The sequence below is a fragment of the Halanaerobium kushneri genome, assembly GCF_900156285.1.
Lineage (GTDB): Bacteria > Bacillota > Halanaerobiia > Halanaerobiales > Halanaerobiaceae > Halanaerobium > Halanaerobium kushneri.
On sequence record NZ_FTNC01000009.1, the window covers coordinates 17119 to 30659 of the forward strand.

At 34.1% G+C, this 13541-nt stretch carries 15 protein-coding genes; 14 read left to right on the forward strand and 1 reads right to left on the reverse strand.

Going from position 1 to position 13541, the window contains the following annotated elements; genetic code table 11:
- The 8 genes from BW929_RS07500 (at position 1) to BW929_RS15350 (ending at position 5751) form a co-directional block, all read left to right on the forward strand.
- Positions 1 to 792, forward strand: coding sequence for an energy-coupling factor transporter transmembrane component T family protein (locus tag BW929_RS07500; RefSeq protein ID WP_076544755.1), 792 nt, complete (start codon positions 1 to 3; stop codon positions 790 to 792).
- 12 nt (positions 793 to 804) lie between these two features.
- On the forward strand, positions 805 to 1551 hold the full coding sequence (gene truA, locus BW929_RS07505; RefSeq protein ID WP_076544756.1) for a tRNA pseudouridine(38-40) synthase TruA: 747 nt from the start codon (positions 805 to 807) through the stop codon (positions 1549 to 1551).
- Positions 1552 to 1686: 135 nt separating this feature from the next.
- The gene (gene rplM / locus BW929_RS07510; RefSeq protein ID WP_076544757.1) at positions 1687 to 2115 is read left to right on the forward strand and encodes a 50S ribosomal protein L13; all 429 of its coding nucleotides are present in this window, start codon (positions 1687 to 1689) and stop codon (positions 2113 to 2115) included.
- Between the two features lie 23 nt (positions 2116 to 2138).
- Positions 2139 to 2534: a 30S ribosomal protein S9 gene (rpsI, locus tag BW929_RS07515; protein WP_076544758.1), complete on the forward strand. Its 396-nt coding sequence runs from the start codon at positions 2139 to 2141 to the stop codon at positions 2532 to 2534.
- A 473-nt stretch (positions 2535 to 3007) separates the two neighbouring features.
- The gene (amrB, locus tag BW929_RS07520) at positions 3008 to 3841 is read left to right on the forward strand and encodes an AmmeMemoRadiSam system protein B (RefSeq protein WP_076544759.1); all 834 of its coding nucleotides are present in this window, start codon (positions 3008 to 3010) and stop codon (positions 3839 to 3841) included.
- A gap of 33 nt (positions 3842 to 3874) precedes the next feature.
- Positions 3875 to 4402, forward strand: a complete 528-nt coding sequence (gene amrA / locus BW929_RS07525) for an AmmeMemoRadiSam system protein A (RefSeq protein ID WP_114489960.1) — start codon at positions 3875 to 3877, stop codon at positions 4400 to 4402.
- Complete coding sequence (amrS, locus tag BW929_RS07530) at positions 4395 to 5384, forward strand: AmmeMemoRadiSam system radical SAM enzyme (RefSeq protein ID WP_076544852.1); 990 nt, start codon at positions 4395 to 4397, stop codon at positions 5382 to 5384. The genes amrA and amrS overlap by 8 nt, the downstream gene beginning before the upstream one ends.
- 205 nt (positions 5385 to 5589) lie before the next feature.
- Positions 5590 to 5751 (forward strand): hypothetical protein, encoded by a 162-nt coding sequence (locus BW929_RS15350; protein WP_199505809.1) that lies wholly within the window; start codon positions 5590 to 5592, stop codon positions 5749 to 5751.
- A gap of 69 nt (positions 5752 to 5820) precedes the next feature.
- On the opposite strand, the gene BW929_RS07535 is transcribed toward BW929_RS15350, so the two are convergent.
- A complete protein-coding gene (locus BW929_RS07535; protein WP_076544761.1) occupies positions 5821 to 6546 on the reverse strand; it encodes a hypothetical protein in 726 nt (241 codons plus the stop codon).
- Between the two features lie 135 nt (positions 6547 to 6681).
- Between BW929_RS07535 and cdaA the strand changes: the two genes are divergently transcribed.
- The 6 genes from cdaA (at position 6682) to BW929_RS07565 (ending at position 13515) form a co-directional block, all read left to right on the forward strand.
- Complete coding sequence (gene cdaA, locus BW929_RS07540) at positions 6682 to 7458, forward strand: diadenylate cyclase CdaA (protein WP_076544762.1); 777 nt, start codon at positions 6682 to 6684, stop codon at positions 7456 to 7458.
- A complete protein-coding gene (locus tag BW929_RS07545; RefSeq protein WP_076544763.1) occupies positions 7459 to 7848 on the forward strand; it encodes a YbbR-like domain-containing protein in 390 nt (129 codons plus the stop codon).
- 63 nt (positions 7849 to 7911) lie between these two features.
- The gene (gene glmM / locus BW929_RS07550) at positions 7912 to 9264 is read left to right on the forward strand and encodes a phosphoglucosamine mutase (RefSeq protein WP_076544764.1); all 1353 of its coding nucleotides are present in this window, start codon (positions 7912 to 7914) and stop codon (positions 9262 to 9264) included.
- Positions 9265 to 9586: 322 nt separating this feature from the next.
- The gene (glmS, locus tag BW929_RS07555; RefSeq protein WP_076544765.1) at positions 9587 to 11419 is read left to right on the forward strand and encodes a glutamine--fructose-6-phosphate transaminase (isomerizing); all 1833 of its coding nucleotides are present in this window, start codon (positions 9587 to 9589) and stop codon (positions 11417 to 11419) included.
- A 152-nt stretch (positions 11420 to 11571) separates the two neighbouring features.
- Positions 11572 to 11952, forward strand: coding sequence for a holo-ACP synthase (acpS, locus tag BW929_RS07560; protein WP_076544766.1), 381 nt, complete (start codon positions 11572 to 11574; stop codon positions 11950 to 11952).
- Positions 11953 to 13515: a bifunctional ADP-dependent NAD(P)H-hydrate dehydratase/NAD(P)H-hydrate epimerase gene (locus tag BW929_RS07565; protein ID WP_076544767.1), complete on the forward strand. Its 1563-nt coding sequence runs from the start codon at positions 11953 to 11955 to the stop codon at positions 13513 to 13515.
- Positions 13516 to 13541: the final 26 nt, after the last annotated feature.

Sequence of the window (13541 nt, forward strand, 5' to 3'; positions counted from 1 at the left end):
ATGCTTAAAGATATAACAATTGGTCAATATATAGCTCGTGATTCTATTATACATGCTCTGGATGCCAGGATAAAAATTATAATAACAACTATTTTAATAATTGCTTTATTTACAATTGATACATTTAGTGGATTTGGATTTTTTTCTGCCTTTATTCTGGTAGTTGTCTTATTATCCAAAATCTCAATCAAAAAAGTACTCAAGGGATTAAAACCAATTCTGATTCTGGTATTGTTTACTCTTTTTATTCATATATTTTTAACCAAAGGCGGTCAAGTTCTTTGGTCCTGGAAATTTATTTCTATTGAATCCGAAGGAGTATATACTGGTTTTTTTATGGTAAGTAGGATTTTTATTTTAATACTGTTTACCTCACTCTTAACTTTAACTACTTCTCCCTTACAGCTTACTGATGGAATAGAGTATATTTTATCACCTTTAAAAAGATTTGGAGTACCGGCCAGCGAACTGTCCATGATGATGACAATTGCTTTAAGGTTTATTCCAACTTTGCTGGAAGAGGCAGATAAAATTATGAAAGCTCAGCAGGCCAGAGGAGCTGATTTTGAATCTGGGAATTTAATTCAGAGAGCTAAAAGTTTAATTCCTTTACTGGTACCATTATTTATTAGTGCTTTTAGAAGGGCTGATGATCTTGCTCTTGCCATGGAATCCAGATGCTATAGAGGAGGAGAAGGAAGAACAAGATTACACGAACTAGAATTTAGATATTATGATTTTATTGCTTTAATCATTATTGTTATTCTGGCAGTTGCTGTATCATTTTATTAGGTGAGATAAAAAATGAAACAAAATTATAAAATTATAATAGAATATGATGGCAGTAATTATAGTGGCTGGCAGATTCAAAAAAATACCAGTCAAACAATACAGCAGAAGTTAGAAAATGCTCTTACTAAAATTAATAAAAAAAGGGTTAGAATTACAGGTGCTGGAAGGACAGATGCCGGGGTTCATGCGGCTGGTCAGACGGCAAATTTCTTTCTGGATGTAGATATACCACCTCATAAAATTCCTATTGCCTTAAATAGTGAATTACCTGCTGATATTATTTGTAAAAAAGCTGAAAAAGTGGAGGAAGATTTCCACGCTCGTTACGATGCACGGGGCAAAAAATATAGATATAGAATTTTAAACAGTAATTTTAATTCAGTTTTTGTCCGCAATTTTGTTTATAATGTTTATAAAAAACTTGATATAAAAATTATGCAGAAAGCAGCCAATGTTTTTGTAGGCTCTCATGATTTTGCTGCTTTTTGTGCTGCAGGATCTTCTGTTGAATCAACAGTAAGAGAAATTTATTCTTTAGATCTTTATGCAGCTGATAATGGTGAAATTTGGATTGATGTTATGGGAAATGGTTTTTTATATAATATGATTAGAATTTTAGCCGGTACACTTATTGAAACCGGTCTTGGTAAGAGAAGCCTGTCAGAAATGAAATATATTCTGCAGAGTTGTGATCGAAATAATGCTGGTTTTACTGCTCCGGCTCAGGGTTTAACTTTATTAGAAGTCTTTTATGGTTAATTTATATTCGTTTAACTTGACAAAAGCAGAAGATTGTATTAAAATTACTATGAATTATTCTGTCCAACAACTAGCCCCGTTGAGAATAATTTCATGTAATTATAGAGAGTATTTTAATTAAGGAGGTATAGATTTATGTCAACATATATGGCCAAAAACGAAAATGTAGAGTGCAACTGGTATGTAGTTGATGCTGCAGATAAAACTTTAGGTAGACTGGCATCTGAGATTGCTCAGTATATAAGAGGAAAGCACAAACCTACTTTTACTCCTCATGTAGATATGGGAGACTATGTAGTTGTAGTAAATGCGGAAAAAGTTAAATTAAGTGGAAAGAAGTGGGATGACAAGAAACATTATAGTCATACAAATCATCCTGGTGGTATTAAAGAAGTTACTTATAAAGAACTTCGTGACAAAGATCCTGAATTTATTATTGAAAAAGCAGTTAAGGGTATGTTACCACACAATAAACTTGGTAGAAAGATGTTTAAAAAATTAAAAGTATATAGTGGACCTAATCATCCACATCAGGCTCAACAGCCAGAAAAATTAGAACTTTAATTCTGAAAGGAGGAATTTAATAGATGGCTTCTGAAGTACAATATAGAGGTACAGGTCGTAGAAAAACTTCTACAGCTCGTGTACGCCTGCTGCCTGGAGATGGAAAGTTTTTAGTAAATGACAAAGAAATTGATAACTATTTTAATAGAAAATCTTTAATTAAAGATATTATGTCACCTTTAGAATTAACTAATACCGATGGAACTTTTGATGTCTTAGTTAATGTAAAAGGTGGAGGACTTTCAGGACAGGCTGGAGCAGTTCGTCATGGTATTGCTAGAGCACTGCTTGAAGTTGACAAAGATTATCGTGGACCACTTAAGAAAGCTGGTTACTTAACTAGAGACTCCCGTATGGTTGAGAGAAAGAAATATGGTCGCAAAAAAGCGAGAAAAAGTCCACAGTTCTCAAAAAGATAATATTTATTTTCATTTTATTACAGGCAGAGCTCAGGCTCTGCTTTTTTCTTTTTTATAATCTTACTTTTAGTTAATTATTTTAAAACTGAGCATCAAAATATCAATCCAGAAAAAATTATTACAATAACTAAGACTCATAAAAGAACTTAGTACAGCTGTCTGAGCAAAGAAACCTCCTGTTTCTAGCTCAGCTCAGAGCGTCCGTGCTCTTCGGCTGCCCTAAGCTCTTTTATTCATCAAGTTATAATAAAATAATTTTTTAGTCACTCATTTTGATGCTCAGTTTTAAAATAAAATATTTAAATAGATTATAAAAAAGTAAAAAAACATGCCTTCGGGTCTTAGGTGTTTTTTTATCAGTTGATTTGTTGTATAATATATTATAGAGAAATTAGTTCTAAAGTTTAATTTTTCAAAAGAACATTAAACTTTAACTGTATTTGTTGAATGCTTATAAACCGGAGGTGAAATTTATGGGAGTTAAATGTGCTGCTCTGTTGCCCCATCCACCGATTGTGATCGAAGAAATTGGCGGGAGGGAGTTAAAAAAGGCAGAGAAGACTGTTCAGGGTTTTAAAAAGACGGCTGCAGAAATAGCAGAATTTAAAAATGAACTTGATTTAATTGTTTTTATTACTCCCCATGGGCCAGTTTTTCGTTCCACAGCTTCCTTAATAATTAAGGATCAGCTTGAAGGTGACTTTGGAGATTTTGGTTTTTCAAAGCTTAAATTTAAAGAAAAATCTGACACTAATTTTGCTGAAAAATTGTTGGCAAATACCGGAGAAAAAAATCTGGCATTACAGGCACTTAGAAAAGATGACTTAGTGAATTATGGAATTGATCAGGAACTGGATCATGGGATTATGGTACCTTTAAATTATTTAGAAAAATCAGGGATTAAAAAACCTTTACTTCCAATATCTATTGGCTTTATCTCCTATCAGGAACTTTATAAAATAGGTAAGGAAATCGCAAGAACGGCAGCTGAGCTGGATTATAAAATTGCTGTCATTGCCAGTGGTGATCTATCACATCGTTTAAAGAAAGGAGCTCCTGCCGGCTATAATTCTGAAGCACACATTTTTGATGAGAAACTGATTGAATATTTTAAAGCAAAGGATTTTGATTCTATCTTAAATTTTGATCAAAAGCTGGTTGAAAAAGCTGGAGAATGTGGTTTGCGGCCAATTGTAACTATGTTGGGAGCACTTAATAATTTGGAGGTTGAGCTTAAAGTTAATTCCTACGAAGGACCTTTTGGTGTCGGTTATGGAACTATTTTTATCAAAGCAGAATCAATATAAATTATTTTTAATTAGTAGTGAGGAGTGATTATGATGAAAGAAGCTAAGTTTATTACTGATTTAGCCAGAAGAGCAGTTGAAGAATACATTGTTTCAGGTAAAGAAACGGAATTTGAAGAAACTGAGCTGCCAGAAATTTTAAAAAAAGAAGCAGGAGTATTTGTAACATTAAAGAAAAATGGTAAGTTAAGGGGCTGTATGGGAACTTTTAGACCTGTACAGAAAAATGCAGCTTATGAAATTATCAGTAATGCTATGACAGCTGCTGAAAATGATCCTCGTTTTCCAGAAGTAAAAAAAGAGGAGTTAAATGAGATTTCAATTTCTGTAGATATTTTATCTGAGCCGGAAAGAGTGAGAGATAAGTCTGAACTTGATCCTAAAAAATATGGTATATTGGTTAAAGGTGGTCATCAAACAGGTCTTTTATTACCTGATTTAGAAGGGATTAAAACAGCTGAGAAACAGCTGAATATTGCCAAAAGAAAGGCTGGATTAAGGGAAGATGCTGAGGTAGAGATTTACCGTTTTACTGTAAGCAGGTTTGATGAAAATGACTGAACTTTACCCGGCACAGTTTTATCAGCGGACGGATAAAGGAATTGTTAAATGTGATCTCTGTCCTCATAATTGTCGGATTTCCAGTAATAAAACTGGAATATGTCAGGTTAGAAAAAATATTAAGGGAAAATTATATTCATTAAATTATGGCCAGGTATCTTCTCTGGGGATTGATCCTGTCGAAAAGAAACCACTTTATCATTTTCATCCGCAAAAAAGAGTGCTTTCTCTTGGCAGCTGGGGCTGTAACATGAGCTGTACCTTCTGTCAGAACTGGCAGATTAGTCAGCAGAAACCGGAATTGAGAGAATTTAAACCTGACGAGATTGTTGAAACTGCTCTTAAAAAAGATATTGGTTTAATTGCCTATACCTATTCAGAACCTACAGTTTTTTATGAATATATGCTTGAGACAGCTAAAATTGCGTCTGAGAAGGGTTTGAAAAATATTCTGGTTAGTAATGGTTTTATTAATCAAAAACCTTTAGAAAAGCTTATTCCATTCTTAGATGCAGCAAATATTGATTTAAAAGCATTTAATCAGAATTTTTATCAAAAAGAGTGTGGTGGGTCATTAGAGCCGGTAAAAAGAACAATTGAAATACTTGCTCACGAAGTACATCTGGAAATAACAAATCTAATTATTACTGAATTAAATGATAATCTGAGCGAGATAGAAGAACTTTTTAAATGGCTGGCTCAAATTAATAGACAAATACCTCTTCATTTGAGCAGGTATCATCCAGCTTATAAATTAAATAAACCTCCTACAGATTTAGAAATAATGAAAAAAGCCTATCATTTAGCCAAAAAGCATCTGGACCATGTTTATTTAGGAAATGCAATTATAGAAAATACTGCTGATACTTACTGTAATAAATGTGGAGAGAAGTTAATTAAGAGAAAAGCTTATCAGGTAAAAAATATGCTTGAAAATAATAAATGTCCTGAATGTGGTACAGAATTATATGGTGAATTTTAATTATGGAAATTTCGCTGCTGATTGACTATAAATTGGTAACTTTCTAAATTTTTTGCTGCTAATAAAAACGTACTAAAGCAAATGATAATTATCAAATAATTTTAAATTTTGTTTTTTTATAAATTAGCTTGACAGCAATTATTAGTGCTGCTATACTCTAGTTAAGCTCATATAATACTATAAGACTAATAAGGAGGGCTTAATAATGAGAAACAAAAATGTAAAATGTGATGTATGTGGAAGTCAGAACTGGTCTGGTGCACTCTATTGTGAAAAGTGTAGTGGAGACTTATATCATAACCATAATGACGAAAAAATTGCAGCAAAGATTGATCAGGTAAATAAAATCTTTAAGCTGTGGGAGTAAGTGTAAGTTAAATATGGAATTAAAAAGGTCGGCCGCTGGCCGGCCTTTTGCGTTATTGAGAAAATTAATTTAAATAATCACAAAATCGAAACCATAAATAAAAACTATGTAAAGTGTTAAAAAATAGCTGTAAAAAACAATTGGAGTAAATAAATTATAGTCACTTGTAATATAAAGATAGTTGCTTATGATTACCGAAAGAAAAATAATCATGATAAAACCCGGATTAAATTCTAAAAACAGAACTGAAGCAAACAGACCACTAAAAATTACGGCAAAAAAACTAGGTAGATAAAGATTAAATAATGAAAATATTACTTTATTAAATAAAAATTGTTCAACACTGGCCGTAAACAGAAGGATAATAAAAACTAAAATTAAGAGAGGTAAATCACTATAGATAACTTTTAAAATATCTCCTTTTAACTGAAGAGGAAAAAAACTTCCTTTAACTTCAGGATTGTAACTAAGATTAATTAAAATTACTCCAGCTGTTAAAAGCATAAGGACAATAAATAGGGATTTAAAATTAATTTTTTTTCCGCTAAATTTAAAACCAAGGTCAGTAAAACTGAAGTCATAAAGCAGATTAAAATAACTATAGATTATAAATAAAAAGACAATATGAGAAAGGATATTAATAGCAAAAGCTAAAATTTCATTAATATAAATTAAAGAAGTAAAATCTTTTTCGATAATAAAGTAACTGCTCAGGGTTATTAAATACCAGGCAGCAATAACTATCAAAAAATCTTTGTAGTTAAGACGCTGATCGGAAAAGATGTTATTTTTCAAAAATATCACCTCCTCTCTACTAATTCTATTAAAAATTGATGATTCCTTTAAAATATTAATTTTTTGTGTTGTTTTAAAAAATATGCAGGGTTTGGGCTGTCTTTTGCCGAATATTTAAAGTAAGAGGTGATAAAATTGTCCTGGAAAGTTATAACTAGTTTATTAGACATCTTTATAATTGCTTTTATTATTTACTATTTACTTAATATTATCTCGGGCACAAGAGCGGTGCAGTTAATTAAAGGACTGGGCTTAATTTTTTTAGTTGCTTTATTTGCTCAGCTCCTGGAGCTGAATACTGTTAATTGGTTTTTAGACAGCTTTTTGACTATTATCATGGTAGCACTGCCAATAGTTTTCCAGCCTGAATTAAGGAGAGCTCTGGAGCAAATTGGGCGTGGAGGGTTTCTTAAGGAACAGTTCTGGCAGAACTGGGGGCCAAAAGAAATTAATGAAATTGTAATGGCTACAGCCGAAATGTCAGAGCAAAAAACAGGAGCTTTAATTGTTATTTCACGTCGAGTTGGCCTGAAAAATTATATAGAAACAGGAATAGAACTCGACTCCAGAATTAGTAAACAGTTATTATTCAGTATTTTTCAACATCAATCACCTCTACATGATGGAGCTGTAATAATTGAAAATGGTACAGTTCAGGCAGCAAGCTGTTTTTTAAATCTTTCCACTCGTTCTGACATTAATCCGCGTTTGGGAACAAGACATCGAGCAGCGATTGGCATTACAGAGGAATCTGATGCTCTTGCAATAGTAGTTTCCGAAGAGACCGGTGTGATTTCAGTTGCAGAAGATGGCCAGCTAAGCCGTCATTTAGATACAGCTGAACTGAGAGAAACTCTGGCTCACAGTTTTGAAAAATCTAAAGAAAAATCTTTTATGAGGAGGCATCTATAAATGTTTTCTCTAACTGAAAATCAAAAAAAATTAATTCTTGCGTTTTTTATAGCAGTTTTACTCTGGGGTTATGCTAATAATCAAACGGCTAATGTTTTTAATTATGGAGAAGAGCAGGCAGCTTCCTTTTTGCTGGATATTGAAGTCAGGAACTTACCGGAAAATTATCAACTGGAGTCAATGTCAGTGGAAAGAGCAGTAGTTAGAGTTGATTATGTTTCTTATTTTTCTAAAATTAACAGATCAGATATTAGAGCCTATGTTGATTTACGCAATGTTGACCCGGGAGATAATATGAAAATAGTTGAAATTGAATTACCAAGTTCCGCCAGATTGCTCGGAGTAGATCCGGGTTATATACTGGTTAAAGTCAGTAAGAAAGAAGAGTAAAAGATTAGTCCAATATTTTGGTTTGTAAATTTATTTGATAATATTTAAACTGAGGTGGGTATTTTGGAAAAAAAGTTATTTGGTACTGATGGTGTACGTGGGGTGGCCAATCATGAATTAAAAGGGGAACTTGCTTTTAAACTGGGAAGAATTGGAGGTTATTATTTAAGCAGAAATTCTGAGCAGGAAAAACCGGTGGTGGTAATCGGTAAAGATACAAGGCTGTCTGGTGATATGCTGGAGGCAGCATTAATGGCAGGTTTGACTTCAGTTGGGATTGATGTTTATAGATTAGGAATAATTCCAACACCCGGGGTTTGTTATTTAAGCAGGACTAAAGAAGTAGCAGGTGGAATTATGATTTCAGCCTCTCATAATCCAACAGCAGACAATGGAATTAAATTTTTTGATGGAGAAGGGATCAAATTAAGTGATCAGGCCGAACTGGAGATTGAAGAATTAATTTTTAATGATCATTCAGAAGAATTACCATATCCAATTGATAAAGAAATTGGTCTTGTGGAAGAAAAATACAGCTGGATTGATGAATATATTAGTTTTGTAATTGAAAGCTCAGATCAAAAATTAAATGGTTTAAAAGTAGTAATTGACTGTGCAAATGGAGCTGCTTATCAGGCCTCTCCTGCAGTATTTGAGGAACTAGGTGCGGAAGTTGTTGTAATTAATAATCATCCTAATGGCGAAGAAATTAATGTTAACTGTGGTTCCACTGCTCCTGGACTGGCAGCAGAAAAGGTGATTGAGACAGGAGCAGATCTGGGGATAGCTCATGATGGTGATGCAGATCGAGTAATTTTAATTGATGAAAACGGAGAAATTGTAGAAGGAGACAATATTATGGCTGTTGCTGCCAGGGACATGATAACCGAAAATAAATTGAATAAAAAGACTGTAGTAACCACTAAGTACAGCAATCTGGGCTTAAAAGAGAGTCTGGCTGAAGTTGGAGCTGAACTGGTAATAACCAAAAATGGAGACCGTTACGTGCTGGCAGAAATGCTGAAAAATGACTATAAACTTGGTGGCGAAAAATCAGGTCATATTATTTTTAGTGAATATAATACAACAGGTGATGGAATTTTAACTGCAGTTAAAATTGCTTCTATTATTAAGAAAAAAGAAAAGTCACTTTCTGAGTTAAAAGAAGTGATGAGCTACTGGCCACAGCTGCTGGCAAATGTGGAAGTAAATCAGAAAGAAGGCTGGGAACAGAATTCCAAAATTACTGCAGAAATTAAAGCAGCCAAAAATGAAATAGGAAGCTCAGGTCGAGTTTTTGTTCGTGCTTCTGGAACCGAACCGCTGATTCGAGTAATGTTGGAAGGTAAAGAAGAGGAGCTTTTAAATAAGTGGGAGTTCAGGCTAAAAGAGTTAATTAGAGAAGAATTGAATTAAAAATTTGCTATTTATAGTAATTTATAATAGAATTAAATTTGTCTTTATTGGTATTTGTGCAATTTTATTTGCCAAATTGCTAAAAGTAATAAGGGGGGTGATTTAAAAGTTGAGAGAGAAAAGCGCCAGAACCTGATTGCAACGGGATTTTAATCAGGTGGACGAGGAAGAAGGTTATCGAAATTTCGGCGGATGCCTTCAGGCAGTGGCTGTTCTGCCTAAATTTTATTTCTTAAAATCAGCGGGTAATTGCTGAGACAAAGGGGATAAATAGCAGCTGACAATTAAATATTAAAAAAACAAACGGAGGTTAAGATAATATATGTGCGGAATTGTTGGTTATATTGGTGAAAAAAAGGCAGCTCCGATACTGCTTTCTGGACTGAAAAAGCTTGAATATAGAGGTTATGATTCAGCTGGGATTGCTGTTCAGGAACAAGAAGCTGTTAAAATTGTTAAAAAAGAAGGTAAATTAGATAAATTAAGATCAAGTGCAGAAAAAGAAATTTTTACTGGGGGAACCGGAATCGGCCATACCAGATGGGCTACCCATGGTAAACCATCTGATTTAAATTCACATCCTCATACAGATTCTTTTTCGAAGATTGTAATTGTGCATAATGGAATTATTGAGAATTTTAGGGAGTTAAAAGAAGAATTACTCCAAAAAGGCCATCAATTTAAATCTGAGACCGATACAGAAGTAGCTGCCCATTTGATTGCCAGCTACTATGAGCAGACCAATTTAAAGGAAGCTGTGATTAAAGCAGTTAAAAAGCTGGAGGGTTCTTTTGCCCTGGCAGTGATGTCCTATACAGAAAAAGATAGAATTATTGCTGTGCGAAAAGATAGTCCTTTAATTGTTGGTTTGGGCGAAAATGAAAACTTTCTGGCTTCCGATATTCCCGCTTATCTTGAACATACAGATGATTTTTATATTCTGGAAGACGGAGAAATTGCTGATATTAGAAAAGATAAGGTCAGTATTTACTCTTTTAACGGTGAGGTAATTACTGATAAAAATAAGACTAAAATTGACTGGGATGCAGAGATGGCTGAGAAACAGGGATATGAACATTTTATGCTCAAAGAAATTCATGAACAGCCTGAATCATTAAAAAGGTTGCTGGAAGATAATTTAAAAGATGGAAAAATTGATTTAACTAAAAGCGGCCTGGAATCCGATTGGCTGAATAATTATGACAAAATTCATGTTGTAGCCTGTGGAACTGCCTATCACTCGGGAGCACTGGCCAAGTATTTACTTGAGGATAAACTTCGAATTCCGGTTGAAGTTGAAGTGGCAAGTGAGTATCGTTATCGTAATCCAATCATTAATGACCGGACTTTAATGATTGTAGTTAGCCAGTCAGGAGAAACTGCTGACACCCTGGCAGCTTTAAGATTAGCAAAAAAAGAAGGGGCAAGGGTGCTTGCTCTAACTAATTCTCGTGACAGCAGCATTGCCCGGGAATCAGATATGGTAATTTATTTAAAAGCCGGGCCAGAAATAGCAGTTGCTTCTACAAAGGCTTATACAAACATGGTAGCAGCCTTTTATATTCTACTAATTGATGGAATGAGGCAGCGTCAGGAGATTGCAGAAGAAACGGAAAAGAAATATACTTCTGATTTGATTAAATTACCTGAGATGATCAGACAGTTGAGTGAACAGTCAAAAGAAAAAATTAAGCAGATTGCTGATAAATATGCTCAAAAAGAAAATATCTTTTTTATTGGACGTAACACAGATTATACACTTGCCCTTGAGGGAGCTTTAAAATTAAAGGAAATCTCTTACATTCATGCAGAGGCCTATCCAGCTGGTGAATTAAAACATGGAACACTGGCTCTAATAGAAGATGATGTACCGGTTGTTGCTCTGGGCAGTAGAGCTGATATTTTCCCAAAACTGTTTAGTAATTTAAAGGAAGTTAAAGCCCGCGGAGCTGAAACCCTCTTAATTACTGAAGAGGATCAGGAGTTTGAAGCTGATAGTGTTGATCATTTAATCGAACTGCCATTATTGAATAAGGATTTTGCTGGTTTGCTGGCGATCATTCCACTCCAATTGCTTGCCTATTATACTGCTCTAAATTGTGGGGAAGATATTGATCAGCCACGAAATCTGGCAAAAAGTGTTACTGTAGAATAAAAGATTATTTTTTGAAGTTTATATTATAATATGACAAAAACAGACATCAAACCGGGCCTATAAATAGGTCCGGTTTTTTGCATTTAGCGCATAATTTTAATATAATTAAAGTACAATGATTAAGAATAATTTGGTTTGAAGAAAGGAAATATATGATTTTAGGAACCGGTATTGATATAGTAAAAAATAAGCGAATTAAAAGCTTAATAGAAAAATATGAAGATCGATTTTTAAAAAAAATATATACTGAGGCTGAAATTGAATACTGTCAGCAGAAAATTAATTCAGCAGCATCTTTTGCAGCACGTTTTGCTGCCAAAGAAGCAGTTTTAAAAGCGCTGGGAACAGGAATGAGAAAAAATAGCTGGCAGGACATTGAAGTTTTGAATGATGAATTAGGAAAACCTGAAGTCAAATTATCCGGCTCTACAAAATTCAGAGCTAAGGAACTTAATGTAAGCTCAATCTTTATTTCTATTTCGCACGAAAAAGACTTCAGTGTTGCTCAGGTTATTATGGAAGGAGCAGATTAAATGGAAGTTTTAACTCCCCAGATGATGGCAAAATGTGACCGTGAAACTATTGATTCAGGTTATCCGGAAATCTTATTGATGGAAGCAGCTGCTTATGGAGTTGCCAGAATAGCAGTTGAAATTTTAAAAAAAGAATTTGAATTTAAAGCTAAAGCAGAACTTAAGTTAACTTTTTTAGTAGGTAAAGGTAATAATGGTGGTGATGGACTGGCTGCTGCAAGAATATTAAAAAATTGGGGCTATCAGCCAGAAATTATTTTCAGTACAGAAGCTGAAAAATTAAAGGGAGTTAACAGCAAAAATTATGAACTGGCCAGTTTAAACCAGGTTAAATATTATCATTTTAGTGATTTAAAAGAGGCTCAATTTTTAAGTAAAATAGAAAATAGTGATTTGATTATTGATGCACTTCTGGGAACTGGAATTAAAGGGGAACTAAGAGGTAATATTAAGAATATAATTAATCTAATTAATCAGAAACGACAGTCAAAACCATTAACCCTTGCTGTGGATATACCATCAGGTGTGATAGGTGAAAATGGAAGAATAGCTGGTGAAGCTTTAAATGCTGATTATACTGTAACAATGGCTGCCTACAAGAGAGGACTGCTATTATATCCCGGAAGAGATTATTGTGGTCAGATTAAGGTAGTTAGTATTGGAATTCAGCCGGAAACTATTGAAAAAAATAGTGACTCTCTTAAAGCTTTTAAGCAGCAGGAAGCAGTTAGATTAAAACCTGATCGAATAAATAACGGGCATAAGGGTAGTTTCGGAAAAGTGGCTGTTCTCGCGGGTTCTAGAGGGATGACCGGAGCTCCACTTTTAAGTACAAAGGCAGCCCTGAGAAGTGGTTCAGGCTTAGTCTACCTTTTAACTGCAGAAGAAATTGAAGCCCAGACTTCAGTTCAGTTAGAAGAGGTTGTTGGAATTCCACTTGTTTCAAAAAAGGGAATGGTTAGTGCTAACTCATTTCCTCAAATTCTTCAATTTTCAAAAAAAGTAGATTTGCTTGCTGCTGGTCCGGGACTGGGAAGAAGTTCTGAAATATCTGATTTAATGGAAAAAATTTTAAAAGAATTAGAACTGCCTCTGATTCTGGATGCCGATGCAATTAATGCAATTAAAAATCTAGAACTGTTAAAAAAATATAAAGGGGAACTTATTTTAACTCCTCACCCTGGTGAAATGTCTGCATTGACAGGGATTAGTATTGAGGAGATCAATAATAATAGAATAGAGGTTGCCCGAGATTTCGCAGAAGAGCATGGAGTTAACCTAATTTTAAAAGGAGCTGCAACAATAACGGCTGCTCCTGATGGTAGAGCTTATATTAATACGAGTGGCTGTAATGGCATGGCTACAGCAGGCAGTGGTGATGTTTTAACAGGTATAGTTTCTGCTCTCAAAGCACAGAAAATGAGCTGCTTTGAAGCTGCAGCACTGGCTGTTTATCTGCACGGTAGAGCTGGAGAAATTGCAGCAGCTAAAACTAGTAATTATGCTTTAATTGCTTCGGATATTATTGATAATCTGCCACAGGTCTGGCAGAGCTTAGAATAAAAGTTTTTTAAAAATATGTTTAGTAT